Here is an 18535-nt window from a genome sequence, read left to right as displayed (position 1 = left end):
ACGCGACGAGGACAATCGGGTGGTATACGTAGATCAACGCCTGCCGGAGCAGCCACCAAGACTTGCCGCTCGCAATAGGCTGGCTCCGGCTAGCGCAACCGCGATGACACGACGCTTGAGCCATCCACTTCGTCTGCGACAAACCGCCACATAACCCCGGGCCGGACCTTAGGAGCGTCGTCTGGGGCAGGCAACCGGCGGGCTGCGTGGATGGTTAGTGCGGGGTCTCGCGGAATACCGTAGCGATATCAGTATCTTGATGAGGTCATGTCATCATCAGGCTGCTGGCGGCGGCCGGCAGGTCACGCATGTGATGGATCAGCCGGTCCGGCTTCAGCTCGGCGATCGGCACGTCGGTATAGCCAAAACTGACGCCGATCACCGGCACCCCGGCGCGGCGGGCCACCCCGACATCGGTTCCGGCATCGCCGACCATGATGCTGGCTTTGACCGCACCGCCGGCCCGCGCCACCGTTTCACGAAAGATGGTCGGGTCGGGCTTCTGGACGCCAAAGGTGTCCGCGCCGCAGATCGCCGCGAAGCGGCGACTGAGGTCGAGCTCGTCCAGCAGCCGCTTCGACAGCCATTCCAGCTTGTTGGTGCAGACGGCGAGGCGATGGCCTTGCGCGGAAAAATGGTCCAGCGCGGCCTCGAGCCCCTCGAAGGGGCGGGATTCGACGGCGATGTGATCGGCGTAATAGGCGATGAAATCCGCGGTCATCCGGTCCATGTCGGCGGGGGTGACGGTGCGGCCCTCGGCCTCCAGCCCCCGCTCGATCAGCTTGCGGGCGCCGGCGCCGATCATGTTGCGGGCCGTGGCCATCGGCACGGGCGGCAGCCCTTCGCGGTCGAGCACGTGGTTCAGCGCGGTGATCAGGTCGGGCGCCGTATCCACAAGCGTGCCGTCGAGATCGAAGACGATGGTGTGAGGGGAGGTCATGGTCCAAGCGCTACCGGCCCGGTCAGGTCAGTGCAAGGGGCGGCGCCATAAGTTCAGCTTATAGCCTGGTTCCCAGACCCTGTTCTCCGGCGGAAAACGAGGCTACATAGGCCGCCGAAAGCGGCCACGATCGGCGGCATGTTCGAGACTTGAGAGGTGGGCGCAAACGTGAATATGGACCAGTTGAAGCGACAGGCTGCGGCGCGCGCGCTCGAGGAGGTGCGGGACGGCATGCAGCTCGGGCTCGGCACCGGCTCGACCGCCAAGCATTTCGTCGAGCTGCTCGGCGAGCGCGTCGCCGCCGGGCTCAAGGTGATCGGCGTGCCGACCTCGGAGGCGACTCGCCTCGATGCTGTGCGGTGCGGCGTGCCGCTGACCACGCTTGACGAGATCGACCATCTCGACATCACCATCGACGGCGCCGACGAAATCGATCCGGCGCTCAACCTGATCAAGGGCGGCGGCGGCGCGCTGCTGCGCGAGAAGATCGTGGCGGCGGCCTCGGATCGCATGATCGTGATTGCGGATGACACCAAATGGGTGCCGACGCTCGGCCGCTTTCCGCTGCCGGTCGAGGTCATCCCGTTCGGGCTCGGCGCGACGCGCCGGGCGATCGAGAAGGCATTTGCCGAATGCGGCGTTTCCGGGCAAATGGCAGTCCGCAAGGCCAAGGAAGGCCACGTTTTCGTCACCGACGGCGGCCACTGGATCGTCGATGCCCAGCTCGGACAGATCGGGGATCCTGCCGGCCTCGCCAGCGCGTTGAGCGCGATTCCCGGCGTGGTCGAACATGGGTTGTTCATCGGCTTGGCCAGCTCGGCTGTTCTGGCGGGCGGCGAGGGAATTCGCGTGATTGAACGGCGTAAGCCGAAAGGAGACTAGGAATGAAGAGCGTTTTGAGATTTTTGCCGGCTGCGACCCTCGCTGTGGGACTGGCCCTCTCGGTCGTCCCGGCCGCCGCGCAGCAGGCTGCGCCCAAGGCTGGCGCCGCACCCGCCCAGCCCAAGGCCTCGCCTGCGGCGATCGCGGCGGCGAGGGAGATCCTGCAGATCAAGAACGCCACCGCGATGTACGCGGGCGCAGTGCCTGGTCTGGTCGAGAAGACCAAGATCGCGCTGACCCAGCAGAACCTCAACTACCAGAAGGACCTCAACGAGGTCGCCCCGATCGTCGCCCAACAGCTGCAAGGCCGCCAGAACGAGATCGGCGAAGGCATGGCGCAGATCTACGCCAGCGAGTTCACCGAGCAGGAGCTGAAGGATCTCGTCACCTTCTACAAGTCGCCGCTGGGCAAGAAGCTGATCGACGCCGAGCCGCGCGCCATCGGCCTGTCCATGGCCTTCATGAACTCCTGGGCCCAGAACTTCGCCGAGACCGTGATGGGAGCCTTCCGCGCCGAGATGCGCAAGCGTGGCAAGGAGATCTGACAGACACTATCTGATCAGGAATTCCTGACAGGGGTCGGAGTGGACAATGGCTGAATTCGACGTCGACCTCTTCGTCATCGGTGGCGGCTCGGGCGGCGTGCGTGCCGCCCGCATCGCGGCGGGCTACGGCGCCCGCGTGACGATCGCGGAAGAGTACCGCATGGGCGGGACCTGCGTGATCCGCGGCTGCGTGCCGAAGAAGCTGTTCGTGATCGGCTCGCATTTTCGCCACGAGCTCGAGGACGCCGCAGGTTTCGGCTGGACCGTTCCGCCCGCCAGCTTCGACTGGCCGACGCTGATCGCCAACAAGGACAAGGAGATCGCGCGGCTGGAGGCGGCCTACACCGCCAATGTCGAGAAGTCAGGCGCGCAGATCGTCAAGAGCCGCGCGGTGATCGAGGACAAGCACACCGTGCGTCTGCTCGAAAACGACCGCAAGATCACCGCAAGATACATCCTGATCGCCACCGGCGGCGCGCCCAACCACGGCACATCGATTCCCGGCATCGAGCACGTGATCTCCTCCAACGAGGCGTTCCACCTTGCGAGGCTGCCGAAGCGGATCGTGATCCAGGGCGGCGGCTACATCGCGCTGGAATTCGCCGGCATCTTCGCCGGCTTCGGCTCCGACGTCACCGTGATCTATCGCGGCGACAACATCCTCCGCGGTTTTGACGAGGATGTCCGGACCCACGTTCGTGCCGAGATGGAGAAGCAGGGCATCACCATTCTCACCGGCTGCACGGTGAGCAAGGTCGACCGCCACGGCGATGAATTCACCACGCATCTGTCGAACGGATCGAGCATCGCCTCGGAGCAGGTGATGTTCGCCATCGGCCGCCATCCGGCTGTCGCCAATCTCGGGCTGGAGAACGCCGGTGTCGCCATCAACCCGAACAATGGCGGTATCGCGGTCGACCATTTCTCCAGGAGCTCGGTCGACAGCATCTATGCGATCGGCGACGTCACCCATCGCTTCAACCTGACGCCGGTCGCGATCCGCGAAGGCCACGCCTTCGCCGACACCGTGTTCGGCAAGCGCGAGGTGAAGGTCGACCACGCCAACATCCCGACGGCGGTGTTCTCGCAGCCCGAGGTCGGCACCGTTGGTCTCACCGAGACTGAGGCGCGCGCGCAGTTCAGTCACGTCGACATCTACAAGACCTCGTTCCGCCCGATCAAGGCGACGATGTCCGGCCGCGACACCCGCGTGCTGATGAAGCTCGTGGTCGACGGCTCGACCGATCGCGTGCTCGGCTGCCACATCGTCGGCGATGCCGCCGCCGAGATCACGCAAGCCGTCGCGATCGCGGTGAAGATGAAGGCGACCAAGGCTGATTTCGACGCGACCATCGCGCTGCATCCGACCGCAGCCGAAGAGCTCGTCACCATGCGCACCCCGACCGCGCGCCACGTGCGCCAGGCCGCGGAGTAGAGCGTCTCCTAAGCGTAGAGATATCCGACAGGCTTGCCATCGGTGCGCAGCGGACGAATGTCCTTCTGCGTGATGATCTGGCCGGCGAGACCGTCGATCTCGTCGCGCTGCGTCGGCGTCCAGCCGCGAAGGTCGTCGATACCCTTGAGAAGGCCGAGCCGAAGCACCTGCGTGTTCTCGCCGACCGCAATGAGGCTGATCGAGCTCTTGCCTGCGGTCACGACGTCGCCGGCCGCGAGCTCGAAGGTCTCGCCGGCCTTGTTCCTGAATTCGGCCGTGCCGCGAATGACGCGATAGATCACGACCTCGCCCTTGGCGAACGAGGCGGCGTCCGCGGATGCCGATGTGCTCTTCGGCAGGAGCGACCGGCCGCGCGGATCTGTTGCGATGATGTGGCCGGTGACGAGCTGGCCGCTCGGCGCCTCGATGCCGATATCGCGCACGTAAACCGGCAGCGCCGATTTGATCGAGCCGTCGCCAAGCGGCTTGAACAGTGCATCCAGCGCCAGCGGATCCTGAAGCCAGAAGCCGGCATTGGCCGGGCGATCGTGCAACGGATGGCTCCAGGCCACGCGCGGCGTTTCGGCTTCGTTGATCTGATCGGGGCCGACGATGGTGGGATTCGGAAAGGTGGTGGGATCGGTGATGAAGGCTTCGAGGAATTTGCCCGAATAGCCCATCGAGACCGGATCCGGCACCACCGTCTGCGGCGTCTTCAAATTCTCTTCGGTTGGCAAACCCGACCAGGTGTAGAACAGCTGGCGATGCACGATCGCGCTTTGCAGCATCACCGCGCCGGGTCCGACATTGTAGAAGCGCCCGTCATAGTCGAAGGTGAAAGCGCCCGAGGTGACCAGCACGAGCTGAAAGCCGCCGGGCGGCAGATGCAGATGGAAGTCGGTGGGACCGGTGTCGGGACGGTAGATCGGCAGATTGGTCGCGACTTCGTGGAGCAGGAAGGTTTCGTTGTTGGCGTGAAAGCCTTCATTGGCGCGATTGTAGAGCGCTTGCGGGCGATACGTCGCCTCGAACTTCGCATTCCGATCGCGATCGATCGCGATGAAGTCCTGCGTGTTGAGGCGGAGCGGCGCGCCATTCGGATGGGTGAGGCCGGTCGTCTTGAGATCGCCCGCAGCATGCACGTTCATGACGTTCTCCGCTCTGCGCCGTTGCTTCGCTTGCACCGTCATTGCGAATTTTGGGCCAGTTGGTTTGCGAAGCAGCAAGCGGGCCTGGCGCCGCGATGCCGGCGTGCCCGTTCAGGAAAAATCCGGTGGTTGCACGGGAGGTTAGATCGACGGCTTGTTCTGCTGGTCGGACGCGTGCTGGGGATGCGCGCGTCCGGCGCAGTGAGGGGACCTGTCTAATTTGTCGGCAAGCCCCGCGAGTGCGCGTGCAGCGGCGGCGGTGCCGGATCGGTCCGATGGCGCCTTGGGGATTTAGCGAAAACGTCGCGACCGGGCAGGGCGGCGATTGACAGATTGTTCACGTTTTGTTCTTATGCTGCGACCGAGATGGAGGCAGCCATGGACAACCGTATCAGCGAAATTCGCAGAACCATCAGAGCGCTCCGCGTCAGCATGCGCGAAGCCGAAGCGATCATGCATGAGCAGATCAACCGCGACGAGGATTGCAGCTTCGTGGCGCAGGAAGTCATCAAGATGCGCTCGGTCATGAGCCTGCTCGCGAAGGAGCGGATCGCGCTCGGCGATCACGAGCCGATCCTCGTGAACAATTTCTTCATCCCGCGGCGCCGGCCGACGCGAAAGCCGGTCACGGCTCTTTCGCCGACCGCGGATTCCGTGTTCCGTCCGCGCGTGGTGGCGCGGGTTTGACGCAGAGGGCGGCTCAATCAAAAGCGTGAGGCGCGGCCCGATCCGGCTTGCCGGCCGGGCTGTCAGCCCACTTTGCCATCTCCATGGTCCGGGCGTCGACGCCCTCGCACCAGAAGCAGCTTGGCCGCGCGCGGCCGTTCTCGGACAGGATCGGGACCAGGCTGTGGCCGCAACCGGCGCACCAGGCGATGTCAGTCATGCATTCCCCCACGGCGTAGCAAATTCAGAAATGACGTTCTCGTCCGGGAAGCTTGCGCGGGCGCTATGACGGCGCTGGAGCGCTGCGCCCGATCGGCGCGCTGGTTCCTGAGATCGTCGATGTAGCGATCCATCGTGACACGGCTGCGATGTCGTCGCCGTTTTCGCGATAGGCGCGAAGCTGGAATTCGGCCGAGCTGCCGCGGTCCACAATGACCCGGCAATGCTCGATCTCGGCGGCGCAGCCCAGTGCGTCGGCGTCCTCGGTAGTGTCGTCGATGATTCGGGAGAGCATCTCCGAGATCGTGACCGGTCCGTCTCTGGAGGCGAAGATGCAATCGGTGCCGTAGCGCTGGGCGCGCCATTTATTCTCAACCGCAATTGCGCGTTCGACCGCGGTGACCCCCTTGGACAGATCCGGTCGCAGATAGAGGCGGCGCGTCAGGCAGCGATAGAGCGAGGCGATGGCGACGGCATCGTCGACGAAGGTGCAGGTATCGGGCGCCCGAAGCTCGAGGGTGGGGTGCCGCATCGACGGGCGCATCGCCCACCAGATGTGGCTCTCGTCGGGAATGACGCCGGAGCGCTGCAGCGCGCCGACATAGTCGTCGTAGTCCTGCCGGCTCTCGAACAGTTCGGGCAGGCCGGTGCGCGGCAGCTCGGAATAGGCGGCGAGACGGTAGCCCTTCAGCCCGGTCTTGTGCGAATTCCAGAACGGGGAGGACGCGGACAGCGCGATGAACAGCGGCAGATGCGGCAGCATCGCCCGCATCACCGCCATGCGCTTCTCGGGATCGGGAAGCTGGACGTGCACATGCATGCCGCACATCATGTTGCGGTGGCCGATGCTGCGCAGATCCTCGATCATCTCCTCATAGCGCGGTTTCGGGCTCGGCTGCGACATGCGCCAGACCGCGGTCGGGTGCGTGCCGCAGGCCATGATCACGAAACCATATTGCGCGGCGACGTTCGCGACTTCGCGCCGCAGGAAGCGAAGCTCTTCGCGGGCGTCGTTGACGTCGACGTGAACGTTGGTGGCGACCTCGAGCTGGGATTGCAGCATCTCCCGCATGGCCTGGCCGCCGGTCGACCAATTCGCCGATTCGAACAGCTCGTTCGGAGTTTGAATGGCGACCTCGAAGCTGCGGCGGTCCGCCAGGAAGTACTCCTCCTCGATGCCGAAGGAATACTCAGCCGCCTTGGCCCCGCCGCCGGCAGAGCGAATGACCAGGTGCTGCCTGTCACCCGAGGAATCGAGGCGCAGCAGTTTCAAAACGTCTGAAGTAGATGTCATTGGCCACCCGGCATAGGCATCACCTGCGGGCGATAATCCGTCTGACGGGGGCGGGTTCCGCGTCGCACTCACCGGAAATTGCAACGTCGAACGGAACAATCTTCACGTTTTCGGACGCGCGCGCGATCAGCGCGTGATTTGGCGGCACTTCGGACCAATCCGATTCCTTGTCGAAGGGTTCGGACACGACGATGACCTGGCCGCCGTCCTCCCGGTAATACAGCGTGTTTGCGGCGTCGTTGACCGCAACGCGAAACGCATAGAGATCCCGGCCGTTCGCGATCGCACTGGTGAAGCGCAGCCGTTCGCGCAGCTGCCCCTCGTTGACGAGGCCGACGAGGGCGTGCAGCACGCGCCGCGTCGCTTGAAGCGGATCGCTGTCGAGCCCGGCACCCATCATCGCCAGGAACACAGCCTCCGAGTCGGTCGTGCCCAGCCGCGATGGATAATAGGCATCGGGGATCAGCGCCTCGACCTTGCGCCGCAGCCGATTCCAGCTCCCGACGAATCCGTTGTGCATGAACATCCAGTGGCCGCAGGCAAAGGGATGGCAATTCTGCCGCGTCACCGCCGTGCCGGTGGCGGCGCGCACATGGGCAAAGAACAAATGCGAGCGCAGATGTCGGCAGAGATAGCGCAGGTTTTCGTCCGACCAGGCTGGGCGGGTCTCGCGGTAAAGGCCGGGCTCCGGATGCTCGCCGTACCAGCCGAGACCAAAGCCGTCGCCATTCGAGCCCGCGGTGGATTGCAGCGAGCGGATGCTCTGCGCGACCAGCGAATGTTCGGGCTCGGTGACGTAAGGCCCAAACGAGGTGGTCTCGCCCCGGTATGCGATCCAGCGGCACATGGGAGTTCCTTGCGGCTTCCTGTCAGACAATGCGTGCTGAGTTGCACCAACACACCCGCCGAGGCGATGTTCCCGGCGCCGAGGGCCTGCCCCGGCCGCAGTGCAGCGCCTCTTGGCGGCGCACTGCTGAGCCGGAGCCCATAAGGTTGGGTGCGCCATCTGGGTCCCGGCTCTGCGCAGCAGCGCTACGCGTTGCATCGCGTCCGGGACACCGAGCGCGACGTGCTTAACGAAGTGCACGACCGCGGAACCGATGCGGCGGCTGGTCGCAGTCATCTCGCCTTGATTCCGACGGACCCACCTTTATCTCTGACACGAACAAGAATCCGGGCCCCTCTGGCGAGGACGCCGACGTTCGTCGGCAAACCTCGTGATGTCGGATGACCTGTCCCGCGCGAATGCGATGGATCGGCCGATCGTCGGGCCTCTGTACGTTCTCTCCGACCATTCGTCCCCATCGCAGCTCCGTGCGGCCATTTCGCAACATTGAGGAGCAACGATGACTGACGCCAAGCATTCAAATCCGATCGAAATCGAAATCACGGAACCGTCCAGCCTGAACGAGCAGGCCGCGGTTGCGCTGGTGATCGTGGGCGCGCTGGTTGCGGTTGCCGACCGGCGGGTTTCGCCGGTCGAGCGCGACGAGGTGATCCGTTTCATCAAGGATCGCAAGCTGGCGCCGCACATCTCGGACGAACGGCTCTATGCGATGTTCGATGAGCTCGCCGAACGGCTCGAGGAACCGGATTTTGCCAATGTCGTGATCGACACGCTGCGGCCGGTTTCGAGCTTGCCGCTGTCGTCCCATTTGATTGAGCTGTCGGAGCGGGTGGCTGCGGCGGATGAGGACGTCCATCCCCACGAAGTGCAGGCGATCAAATTGTTGCGCTTGCTGACGCTGGTGCTGCCGCGCGCGAAGCCGGTCACGTCGGGTCAAGGGCGCACCGAACGGCAGATGGCCACAGAGGAGTAAGCATGAGCGCAGCATCGCACGAGCGTACGAGTGAAGCCGCAAGTCCCGCCAGCGAAATGGCCGGCGGCGACCCGCGCCTCGAAAAGCTCGTCGATCGGCTGCCGCCCCGTATGGGTGACACGGTCACCTATCTGCTCAAGCCGTCGAACCGCTGGGTCAGAATTCCATCGGGCGCGCTCCTCATTGTGGGCGGCGTGCTTTCCTTCCTTCCGATCCTCGGCGTCTGGATGCTGCCGCTCGGTCTCGCGCTGCTTGCCGAGGACGTGCCTGCGTTGCGCTCCTCACGTTCGAAGGTCCTGGATTGGGTCGAGCGGAAGAAGCCGCATTGGCTCGATCCATCCGCATCGAAAAATGATCGATCATGACTGAATTCATCACGCCCGAAGCGCTCACTGCGCTGCTTCAAGTCGTCCTGATCGACCTCGTTCTCGCCGGCGACAATGCCGTCGTCATCGGCCTCGCCGCAGCGGGACTTCCGGCCAAACAGCGCCGCCGCGCCATCATCGTCGGTATCGCCGCCGCCACGGTACTGCGCATCGTCTTCGCCGGCGTTGCGACCCAGCTGCTGCAGGTCATCGGCCTGTTGCTTGCCGGCGGCGTGCTGCTGCTCTGGGTGTGCTGGAAGATGTGGCGCGAGCTGCGCGAGCAGTCGCATGGGGGGCAGCTGGCGTTCAGCCATGGCGGCGGCGCGGATGGTGCGACCGTGCAGCGAAAGACCTTCGGTCAGGCTGCGGTGCAGATCGTCGCCGCCGACGTCTCGATGTCGCTGGACAACGTGCTCGCGGTCGCGGGCGCCGCGCGCGAGCATCCCTACATTCTCGTCTTCGGGCTGTTGCTGTCGGTGGCGATGATGGGCGTTGCCGCCGATCTGCTTGGCCGCGTGCTCCAGAAGCATCGCTGGGTCGCCTATGTCGGCCTCGCCATCATCATTTACGTCGCCTTCGAGATGATCTATCGGGGCTCGCTCGAGCTCGCGCCTGTCATCGCGAGTCTCTGAGGCGACAACTCTTTCCGCAATCCGGAGTAATTCATGACGTCCGAACCCAAAGCACCTTCGGCGCAAGGCGAGCCGCCGCGCCTAGGCCTGTTTGCGCAGCTCATCTTTGGCTCGCGTTGGCTGCAAGTGCCGCTCTATGTCGGCCTGATCGTCGCGCAGGCCGTCTATGTGCTGCTGTTCCTGAAGGAGCTCTGGCATCTGGTCGCCCACTCGTTCGACGCCAGCGAGCAGCAGATCATGCTGGTCGTGCTCGGGCTGATCGACGTCGTCATGATCTCGAACCTTCTGATCATGGTGATCGTCGGCGGCTACGAGACCTTCGTGTCCCGCCTGAACCTGACCGGCCATCCCGACGAGCCGGAATGGCTGAGCCATGTCAATGCCAGCGTGCTCAAGATCAAGCTCGCGATGGCGATCATCGGCATCTCCTCGATCTCGTTGCTCAGGACCTTCATCGAGGCCGGCAATCTCGGCACGACGCGCAGCAATTTCACCGAGACCGGCGTGATGTGGCAGGTGCTGATCCACATGACCTTCATCGTCTCGGCGATCGGCATCGCCTGGGTCGACCGGCTCAGCGACAACGGCCATCGCAAGGAGGCCGGCCACGGCTGACGAACCTGGCCGTCTGATAACCTCCCGAGCGGCCAATCCTGAGCCCGCCTGATCGTCCGATCGGCGGGCTCCTTTTTCAATCGATAGAATTGTCTGCAAACCGCTCAGCAGCAGCAAACCCTGCGGGCAAGAAGCCTGGCGCCTTAAACCAGGCCTTTGGAACCGATCTGCATCCTGCTCGCAAAAGGGCAGGGCTATCGGCATGTCAATTCTAAGGGAGATCGTCGCATCGGTCGCGGGAGTCTACGCGCTCCTGCTCGTCTGTGACGCATTGTTCGGGGTCGGCGAGGCGCGCTTCGACGACGCCTATTATCGCGCCAGCTTCTACGCACCGCGGCCGAAGGAGTTTCGGTTTGCGACCGACACGCCGCCGGCGGTCCGCGTCAGCGACGCGTTCTCGCAGTTCGCGCCGGGCGAGGCCAAGCCCAACAGGCGCTACTCGTCCCTGACGACGATTATCCGTTAGGGCCTGTACTCATTAATCGGCTGTCCGCCTGACGTCCGGTTTACCGCCAGCCAGGGCGCTGGCAGTTCAACCGCTAACGAGCTTGTCGAATCCGACCAGTAGCCAGAATCCGACGGCGCGACCCGAGCTAGATGGACCATGGCTGGAAACTGCCGGCAACGTGATCAATGAATATTGAGCTTTTCCAGAGGCAATTGCAGTTCCGCCGCTCTCTCGGCACGATCCCTCTTGCGGAACTCGTTCTCTTTGCGTTCGAACTTGATCATCTCCTGCTGAGCTGCTTCGAGCAGGCGATTTCGCTTAGCGTCGTCGTATTGCGTATTGTCGGTCATGATCAGGTCCTCTCGCGGCCTTACTCCTAAGCAAATCGGGCGACAGCGCCAAGGTTCGATGCCTGAAAATTACGGATTTATGACGGCGCGAGAGCAGGGCAGCAGTTAAAAGAGGCGCGGCCGGGCTTGAAATATGCGTCCCGGCGGCGCCCTATTCTCTAACTGAGCACTGAAATCTCAGTTGACGCCAATGTGCAACGAACATGCCACAGGCTCGTGACATCACCTTGCTCCTGCATCACGGTCGTGGCCCTTTCTGTGCCAACTAGTGCCTAAGGCACGCCTTCAGAAACTCGATAGGTGAAATACCTTTCCTGCCGCGTATGTGCCGTTTCACATCTTTTACGTGAAGCAACGCTAAGATCCCCGGTGAACGCCTTTTACAAATGTCGGTAATTTTCAGCAGTTGCAGCTCTTGGAGCTCGTAATGAACAGTCGTGGTCGGATTTGCGACCGTATGATCATTTTGAATCAACGGGTCTGGTTGCTCAACTCTCAACTTGCAGAACTTCGGAACCTCCGCGCTCGGGTATTGAAGACCTGCGAGAGAAGCAGCCGCAAACGATCGAAAGTCCGAGTTATCTGGGCCAAGCGGCGGTAAAATTTGTAGTTGTAGTGTCCGCTCTGGGTCACGAACAGTAGATCAAGGTGGCGACTTCCGCTTTACGGTGGTGAGCCGACATTTATGGGTTCACGCCCTAATTCAAGGCGGACGCCGGCGGTCCCACGGCCTTCAGCTCAGAGGCTTCCTCGTCGGTGAAGATGCGGCTGCGCGCCGGGAATCGCACGCCTTTCAGCGTTTCCACGGAAACGCTCGAGCCGCGGCCGCACGATATCCACAAGGCCTTGTGTTGCCCGACAGGCAAAACACGCGAGCCCTGGGTCAACGCGCGCTGCCAAAAATATTCCACTTTACCGAAATTCGGAAATCGCGTATGTGTCGCTGCATCCCGGCCCAACGAAGAGGGGCGTATCGCGATCGTCACGAACGCGGGCGGGGTGGCGGTGGACGTGGGTCACATCGGCGCTGAGGGTTTTGCAGGGCGGGCAACCGTGAGCGAAACACCTGGCGCACACGACCGGTGTGATCCGCGTACGGCAAAATCGTATGGTCCTGGCGCCCGGGGTCTGTGCGCCAAGTCTTGCGGTGATGTGGCGGTCCAACCGGGCACGCGCATCAGTCATCCACAAGGCGACGGGGGCAATAGTGCAACGCTCCCCGGGGAGAGTACGACATAAGCCGTAAAGCCACTGCGCAGGGAAGGCCGGGATGCTCCGGTTGCCCTGTTATCCGCTATGCATGAAGCACACGCAATCTGCTCTTCGCATGGCGGTCGATGGGAGCCAACCGGCTCCCGGCCTTCCCTGCGCCCTCTTTCATGAGAGGGTAAGGTACTGGTCAAAGCTCGGGCGAGAAAAGCCGCGAGGACGCGAAGCTGTGTCTCAGTCCCCCTGAATCCATTCGGCGACGCCACGCCACAGCGTGTCGCGATGCTCGGGGCGGAAAAAGCCGAAATGGCCGATCGTCTTGGCGCCGACATCGGACGGCTTGACGTTGAGCACCTCCGGCTTGATCGCGGTGAATCCGCTCGCGAGCAGTTCGACCGCCGGCCGCGTCGCCCACGGATCGTCGGAGAAGCACAGCGCCCGCAGCTCGCCCTTGAACTTCGCAAAATTCTCCAGCGCCGGCAGCTTGGAATCGAAGAGATAACGCGGGCTCGAGACCCATTCGGCCCATTGCAGGAAGACGCCCTTGGGCAAATCCTCCCCGACGCCGGCCCAGCCCGGGGCGTAGCCGAGCGTGTGGGTGAGCGGGACGCCGATGAGGTTCATGAAGGCGAAGACGCGGTATTTCTCCGGCGATGTCATCAGCCGCCACGTCGCGGCCTGCGAGGCCACGAACGCGGCGCGCGAGATTTCGCTGTTGTTGGCGATCAGCCCCAGCGCCTGGCCGCCGAAGGAATGGCCGACATAGGCCAGCGGCAGGGTGTTGTAGCGCTCCCGCATCCAGCTGACCGCGGCGGTGACGTCGAGCGCGGCCCAATCCGACATCGAGGCCTTGAAGCCGACCAGCGATTTCGGCTGGTTGTAGCCGACCATCGCCGGCAGCCGGGAATCGCCGATGCCGCGATAGTCGTAAGTGAGGACCGCGCAGCCGCGATGGGCGAGGTAGGAGGCAAAGCCCCGATAAATCTTGCGCGGCACGGCGGTGGCCGAATTGATCAGGACGGCATGGCGCTTGGTGCCGCGCGGCAGGAACAGGGTGCCGGCCAGGGCATACCCGTCGGTCGCCGGGAAGTTGATCTCGTCGATGAAAACGTCGTCCAGTGCCGCGTCCATGGGCGCAAGGTATCCTGCCAGTTTGCCTCGCCCTCCCAGCAAATGCGAATTTGGCTTTCCCCGCAAGGGTTTGCAGTGCCGACTGGATTTACAACTGGCGGGGCGGGGCCAGCCTGTGTATAAGGCGGCCCTCGCAACCCCTAGATCAGGTTGTGCTTTTTGCTTCACGGAGAGATTGCGATGTCCGAGCGGTGGACGCCCGAGTCCTGGCGCAGCAAGCCGGTGCTACAGGTGCCCGACTATCCCGACGCCAAGGCCCTGGCCGACGTGGAGGCGCAGCTCGCGACCTTTCCGCCGCTGGTGTTCGCGGGCGAGGCGCGCAACCTGAAGAAGGCGCTGGCCCGCGTTGCGGCCGGCGAAACCTTCCTGCTCCAGGGCGGCGACTGCGCCGAGAGCTTTGCCGAGCACGGCGCCAACAACATCCGCGATTTCTTCCGCGTGCTGCTGCAGATGGCGGTGGTGCTGACCTACGCCGGCGCGGTGCCGGTGGTGAAGGTCGGCCGCATCGCCGGCCAGTTTGCAAAGCCGCGCTCGTCGCCGACCGAGAAGCTCAATGGCGTCGAGCTGCCGAGCTATCGCGGCGACATCGTCAACGACATCGCCTTCACCAGGGAAGCGCGCGTGCCGGATCCGCAGCGCCAGCTGATGGCCTATCGCCAGTCGGCCGCGACGCTGAACCTGCTGCGCGCGTTTGCGACCGGCGGCTACGCCAATCTCGGCAGCGTGCATGAGTGGATGCTCGGCTTCCTCAAGGATTCGCCGCAGTCCCGCCGCTACAAGGAATTGGCCGACCGCATCTCCGACGCGCTCAACTTCATGCGCGCCTGCGGCCTCGATCTCGAGAGCCATCCGGAACTGCGCGCTACCGATTTCTACACCAGCCACGAGGCGCTGCTGCTCGGCTATGAGCAGGCCATGACCCGCGTCGATTCCACCACCGGCGACTGGTACGCGACCTCGGGCCACATGATCTGGATCGGCGACCGCACCCGCCAGCTCGATCACGGCCATATCGAATATTTCCGCGGCATCAAGAATCCGATCGGGCTGAAATGCGGCCCGTCGCTCAAGTCCGACGAGCTTTTGAAGCTGATCGACGTGCTCAATCCCGACAACGAGCCGGGACGGCTGACGCTGATCGGCCGCTTCGGCTCGGATAAGGTCGGCGAGCATCTGCCGAACATGATCCGCGCCGTGAAGCGCGAGGGCAAAGTGGTGGTCTGGTCGTGCGATCCCATGCACGGCAACACCATCACCTCGACCTCGGGCTACAAGACGCGCCCGTTCGACCGCGTCCTGTCGGAGGTGAAGTCTTTCTTCACGATCCATGCCGCCGAAGGCACCCATGCCGGCGGCGTGCATCTGGAGATGACCGGGCAGGACGTCACGGAGTGTATCGGCGGCGCCCGCGCCATCACGGACGAGGACCTCAACGACCGCTATCACACGGTCTGCGATCCCCGCCTCAATGCCGAGCAATCCATCGACATGGCTTTCCTGATCGCCGAGCTCCTCAAGCAGGAACGCGCGGGCAAGGCCACGCCGATGCCGGCCGCAGCGGGGCTCTAGGATCTTGCTGCGGATCTGGAAGGCCACGATCAATTCCCGTAACGGTCTGGCCTTTGCGTTCCGATCGGAGCAGGCCGTCCGCGAGGAGATATTTGCGCTCCTGGTGTCGCTGCCGCTGGCCTGGTTGGTCGGCGCGACCGCGATGCGCGCGGTCGAGCTGGTCTGTTCGGTTGCGTTCGTGCTGACAGTCGAGCTGCTCAACACCGCGATCGAAAAGCTGGCCGACCGGCTGACGATGGATCACGACAAGCAGATCGGGCGGGTCAAGGACATGGGCTCGGCGGCCGTCGGCGTCGCGCTGCTGATGGCAGGCGCGTTCTGGATCATCGCCATCATCGAGCGACTGGGATTTATCTGATCGGAGCGCGGCGGCCATGACCGAACGTCTCAAAGCATTCGCGGTCACGCTCGCCCAGCTCAATCCGACCCTGGGCGACATCGAGGGCAACGCCGTCAAGGCGCGCAGTGCGCGCGCGAGAGCCATCGCCGACGGCGCCGACCTCGTGCTGTTTCCGGAATTGTTCATCGCCGGCTATCCGCCGGAAGACCTCGTGCAGAAGCCGGCCTTCCAGGCGGCCTGCCGCGCTGCGATCGAGGCACTGGCCCGCGAGACCGCCGATGGCGGGCCGGCCATGCTGGTCGGCACGCCCTGGGTCGAGGACGGCAAGCTCTACAATGCGTGCGCGCTGCTCGACGGCGGGCGCATCGCTGGCCTGCGTTTCAAATGCAATCTGCCGAATTACGGCGTGTTCGACGAGAAGCGGCTGTTTTCGCGCGGCCCTGCGGCGGGCCCTGTGACCGTGCGCGGCGTGCGCATCGGCGTTCCCATCTGCGAGGACATCTGGCTGGAAGAGTCCCAGGATTACGAGAACGTGGTCGAGACGCTGGCCGAGACCGGCGCCGAGATCATCCTGGTGCCGAACGGATCGCCTTACGCCCGCGACAAGAACGACGTGCGCCTGTCGGTCGCGGTCGCCCGCGTCACCGAGAGCGGCCTGCCGCTGGTCTATCTCAACCAGATCGGCGGCCAGGATGAGCTGGTGTTCGACGGCGCCTCCTTCGCGCTCAACGGCGATCTTTCGCTTGCGGCGCAATTGCCGGCGTTCGAGGAGAGCATCGTCACGCTGCGCTTTGTGAGAAATGGCGACGACTGGCGCTGCACGGGCCCGGTCGCCGAGCAACCCGAGGGCGACAAGGCCGATTACGCCGCCTGCGTGCTGGGCCTGCGCGACTACGTCACCAAGAACGGCTTTCCCGGCGTGCTGCTCGGCATTTCCGGCGGTATCGATTCGGCCCTCTGCGCGGCGATCGCGGTCGATGCGCTCGGCGCCGATCAAGTGCATGGCGTGATGCTGCCGTACCGCTACACTGCAGCACACTCGATCGCCGATGCGGGCGAGCTCGCCGGCCATCTCGGCATCCGCTATGAGGTGCTGCCGATCGCGGAGGCCGTGACCGGCTTCGAGACCATCCTCTCGGGCCTCTTCAAGAATCTGCCGCCCGATATCACCGAGGAAAACCTCCAGGCCCGCAGCCGCGGTACGCTTCTGATGGCGATCTCCAACAAGACCGGGTTGATGGTGGTGACGACAGGCAACAAGTCGGAAATGTCGGTCGGCTACGCCACGCTCTATGGCGACATGAACGGCGGCTTCAACCCGATCAAGGATATTTACAAGACACAGGTGTTTCGGCTGGCAAGCCTGCGCAACGGCTGGAAGCCCGATGGCGCGCTCGGGCCGGCGGGCGAGGTGATTCCGCCCGACATCATCACGCGGCCGCCGAGCGCGGAGCTGCGCGAGAACCAGACCGACCAGGATTCGCTGCCGCCCTATGAGGTGCTCGATGCCATCCTGGAGCGTCTTGTCGAGCGCGAGCAGCCGCTGGATCAGATCATCGCCGCCGGTTTCGATCGCGAAACGGTCACCCGGATCGACCATCTGCTCAACGTCGCCGAATACAAGCGCCGCCAGGCCGCGCCCGGCGTGAAGGTGACGCCCAGGAATTTCGGCCGCGACCGCCGCTATCCCATCACCAACCGCTTTCGCGACAAGGGGGAGGGGCTGCCCGCCGTCGACGAAACGTTGGTCTCGCGCGGCAGCAAGGCGTCGATCGACGCGTTCGAGGGGTGAAGCTTTCGGTGTGAGGACGATAGCGCCCCATGGTTCGCTGTCATCATCCGCGGAGGCGGATGATCCAGTACTCCGCGGCGGATATTGAGACGACCGACTTCGGCCATAGCGCGTCAATAGGGATGGCCCCGCGCTGGTGTGTCGAGCAGGTGAGGCATGGCAGACGAGTTCATCCTAGATATTGAGGATCTCCGTGAGGTCGCTGCCTACGCGGCGGAAAATGCCGCGGACGTGCTGGAGATATTCGAGCAATCGTATCCCGCAGATTCCCGTCCGTGCGATGCGCTCGAAACCGCCCGGACGTTCGCAAGAGGAGGCAAGCGGGTGAAGGCCTTGCGCGATGCTGCCTGGGCCGCGCTGAAGGCAGCAAAGGAAGCCGAAAATGCAGCAGCCAGCCAAGCTGCGCGCGCCGCGATGTGTGCCTCATCCGCGGCCTATCTCCATCCCTTGGCTCGATCGACTCAGGTCAGGCACATTCTCGGCGCGCCCGCCCATGCAGCCCGGGCCACTGAACTTGCAGCGGGCGATGCTGCAGATGTTGGTGCCGACTATGTTGAGCGCGCCGTCCGGCGCGCGACGCCTGGGCTCGTCGAGGTTCTGCGCCGCTACCCGCTCGCACCGTCCGGTGGAGGGCGGGTTGGCGAACTGCTGCGCGCAATCGACCGCAGGCTTCGCAGCGAGCTGGCGTAACCAGATGCCCACCTCGCAAAGTAATGGCGGTGAGAACTCAGATTGCCGCTACGACGGGGTTGCGAAAAACAGCACCCGCAGGAAGTGCGTGTATTCGGATTCGAGCACCATGATCGACACAAATACCAACACTGCGATCGGCGGCAGCAGGATGGCGTAGGCCAAGGCCAGTCGCTCCCAGGCCATGTGCATGAAGACGGCGACGATCAGGCCGGCCTTCAACACCATGAACAGCAGGATCAGCGACCACCTCAGATAGCCATGCAGGCCAAAATAGTCGACGAGGTAGGAGCACGTGCTGAGGACGAACAACCAGCCCCAGACCACGAGGTAGAGCTTGATCGGGTGCTGTTGACCGCTGGCGTGAACGGCTGCCGTTGCGACTGCGCCATGCGCCGGAGTGTGGAGCTGTCCTTCCATGTGTACCGCCGCGTTTGTCATGCGC

21 protein-coding genes are annotated in these 18535 nt (G+C 63.9%); 13 read left to right on the top strand and 8 right to left on the bottom strand.

What is annotated here, in order from left to right:
- Window positions 1-265: 265 nt before the first annotated feature.
- The gene (locus GGD65_RS16350) at window positions 266-940 is read right to left on the bottom strand and encodes an HAD family hydrolase (RefSeq protein ID WP_183235913.1); all 675 of its coding nucleotides are present in this window, start codon (window positions 938-940) and stop codon (window positions 266-268) included.
- A gap of 168 nt (window positions 941-1108) precedes the next feature.
- Here GGD65_RS16350 and rpiA point away from each other — a divergent pair, with 168 nt between their 5' ends.
- The 3 genes from rpiA to gor are packed head-to-tail and all read left to right on the top strand — an operon-like array spanning window position 1109 to window position 3802.
- Window positions 1109-1822 (top strand): ribose-5-phosphate isomerase RpiA, encoded by a 714-nt coding sequence (gene rpiA / locus GGD65_RS16345; protein ID WP_092253038.1) that lies wholly within the window; start codon window positions 1109-1111, stop codon window positions 1820-1822.
- 2 nt (window positions 1823-1824) lie between these two features.
- Window positions 1825-2367 (top strand): DUF2059 domain-containing protein, encoded by a 543-nt coding sequence (locus GGD65_RS16340; protein WP_092252385.1) that lies wholly within the window; start codon window positions 1825-1827, stop codon window positions 2365-2367.
- A gap of 46 nt (window positions 2368-2413) precedes the next feature.
- Window positions 2414-3802 carry a glutathione-disulfide reductase gene (gene gor, locus GGD65_RS16335; RefSeq protein ID WP_183235912.1) on the top strand — a complete coding sequence of 463 codons (1389 nt, stop codon included), beginning with the start codon at window positions 2414-2416 and terminating at the stop codon, window positions 3800-3802.
- An 8-nt stretch (window positions 3803-3810) separates the two neighbouring features.
- On the opposite strand, the gene GGD65_RS16330 is transcribed toward gor, so the two are convergent.
- Complete coding sequence (locus tag GGD65_RS16330; RefSeq protein ID WP_183235911.1) at window positions 3811-4950, bottom strand: hypothetical protein; 1140 nt, start codon at window positions 4948-4950, stop codon at window positions 3811-3813.
- 378 nt (window positions 4951-5328) lie between these two features.
- Between GGD65_RS16330 and GGD65_RS16325 the strand changes: the two genes are divergently transcribed.
- Window positions 5329-5637: a hypothetical protein gene (locus tag GGD65_RS16325; RefSeq protein ID WP_246783299.1), complete on the top strand. Its 309-nt coding sequence runs from the start codon at window positions 5329-5331 to the stop codon at window positions 5635-5637.
- 13 nt (window positions 5638-5650) lie between these two features.
- Here GGD65_RS16325 and GGD65_RS16320 read toward each other — a convergent pair whose 3' ends face one another.
- The 3 genes from GGD65_RS16320 to GGD65_RS16310 form a co-directional block, all read right to left on the bottom strand.
- Window positions 5651-5836: a hypothetical protein gene (locus tag GGD65_RS16320; protein ID WP_018319991.1), complete on the bottom strand. Its 186-nt coding sequence runs from the start codon at window positions 5834-5836 to the stop codon at window positions 5651-5653.
- Between the two features lie 63 nt (window positions 5837-5899).
- A complete protein-coding gene (locus GGD65_RS16315) occupies window positions 5900-7129 on the bottom strand; it encodes a carboxylate-amine ligase (protein ID WP_018319992.1) in 1230 nt (409 codons plus the stop codon).
- Window positions 7130-7148: 19 nt separating this feature from the next.
- Window positions 7149-7976 (bottom strand): class II glutamine amidotransferase, encoded by an 828-nt coding sequence (locus GGD65_RS16310; protein ID WP_183236118.1) that lies wholly within the window; start codon window positions 7974-7976, stop codon window positions 7149-7151.
- 499 nt (window positions 7977-8475) lie between these two features.
- Between GGD65_RS16310 and GGD65_RS16305 the strand changes: the two genes are divergently transcribed.
- From GGD65_RS16305 to GGD65_RS16285, 5 genes are all read left to right on the top strand, one after another.
- Window positions 8476-8949: a tellurite resistance TerB family protein gene (locus GGD65_RS16305; RefSeq protein ID WP_183235910.1), complete on the top strand. Its 474-nt coding sequence runs from the start codon at window positions 8476-8478 to the stop codon at window positions 8947-8949.
- Between the two features lie 2 nt (window positions 8950-8951).
- Window positions 8952-9314, top strand: a complete 363-nt coding sequence (locus GGD65_RS16300; protein ID WP_183235909.1) for a hypothetical protein — start codon at window positions 8952-8954, stop codon at window positions 9312-9314.
- Window positions 9311-9946 (top strand): TerC family protein, encoded by a 636-nt coding sequence (locus GGD65_RS16295; RefSeq protein WP_018319996.1) that lies wholly within the window; start codon window positions 9311-9313, stop codon window positions 9944-9946. The genes GGD65_RS16300 and GGD65_RS16295 overlap by 4 nt, the downstream gene beginning before the upstream one ends.
- A gap of 33 nt (window positions 9947-9979) precedes the next feature.
- Window positions 9980-10561, top strand: coding sequence for a TIGR00645 family protein (locus GGD65_RS16290; protein ID WP_018319997.1), 582 nt, complete (start codon window positions 9980-9982; stop codon window positions 10559-10561).
- Window positions 10562-10763: 202 nt separating this feature from the next.
- A complete protein-coding gene (locus tag GGD65_RS16285) occupies window positions 10764-11027 on the top strand; it encodes a hypothetical protein (protein ID WP_026202291.1) in 264 nt (87 codons plus the stop codon).
- A 164-nt stretch (window positions 11028-11191) separates the two neighbouring features.
- Here GGD65_RS16285 and GGD65_RS16280 read toward each other — a convergent pair whose 3' ends face one another.
- Window positions 11192-11359 carry a hypothetical protein gene (locus GGD65_RS16280; protein ID WP_018319998.1) on the bottom strand — a complete coding sequence of 56 codons (168 nt, stop codon included), beginning with the start codon at window positions 11357-11359 and terminating at the stop codon, window positions 11192-11194.
- Window positions 11360-12802: 1443 nt separating this feature from the next.
- Window positions 12803-13699 carry an alpha/beta fold hydrolase gene (locus tag GGD65_RS16275; RefSeq protein ID WP_183235908.1) on the bottom strand — a complete coding sequence of 299 codons (897 nt, stop codon included), beginning with the start codon at window positions 13697-13699 and terminating at the stop codon, window positions 12803-12805.
- Window positions 13700-13879: 180 nt separating this feature from the next.
- Here GGD65_RS16275 and GGD65_RS16270 point away from each other — a divergent pair, with 180 nt between their 5' ends.
- The 4 genes from GGD65_RS16270 to GGD65_RS16255 all read left to right on the top strand — a co-directional run bounded on the left by GGD65_RS16270 (window position 13880) and on the right by GGD65_RS16255 (window position 18090).
- A complete protein-coding gene (locus tag GGD65_RS16270; protein WP_183235907.1) occupies window positions 13880-15268 on the top strand; it encodes a class II 3-deoxy-7-phosphoheptulonate synthase in 1389 nt (462 codons plus the stop codon).
- 4 nt (window positions 15269-15272) lie between these two features.
- On the top strand, window positions 15273-15626 hold the full coding sequence (locus GGD65_RS16265) for a diacylglycerol kinase (RefSeq protein ID WP_018320918.1): 354 nt from the start codon (window positions 15273-15275) through the stop codon (window positions 15624-15626).
- A 16-nt stretch (window positions 15627-15642) separates the two neighbouring features.
- The gene (locus GGD65_RS16260; protein WP_179730977.1) at window positions 15643-17400 is read left to right on the top strand and encodes an NAD+ synthase; all 1758 of its coding nucleotides are present in this window, start codon (window positions 15643-15645) and stop codon (window positions 17398-17400) included.
- Window positions 17401-17556: 156 nt separating this feature from the next.
- Window positions 17557-18090, top strand: coding sequence for a putative immunity protein (locus GGD65_RS16255; RefSeq protein ID WP_183235906.1), 534 nt, complete (start codon window positions 17557-17559; stop codon window positions 18088-18090).
- Between the two features lie 48 nt (window positions 18091-18138).
- On the opposite strand, the gene GGD65_RS16250 is transcribed toward GGD65_RS16255, so the two are convergent.
- Entirely contained in the window at window positions 18139-18531 is a 393-nt protein-coding gene (locus GGD65_RS16250) for a cytochrome C oxidase subunit IV family protein (RefSeq protein WP_183235905.1), read from the bottom strand.
- Window positions 18532-18535 lie beyond the last annotated feature (4 nt).

The organism is Bradyrhizobium sp. CIR18 (genome assembly GCF_014198295.1).
GTDB lineage: Bacteria > Pseudomonadota > Alphaproteobacteria > Rhizobiales > Xanthobacteraceae > Bradyrhizobium.
This window is presented reverse-complemented; position numbering and strand designations above follow the sequence as displayed.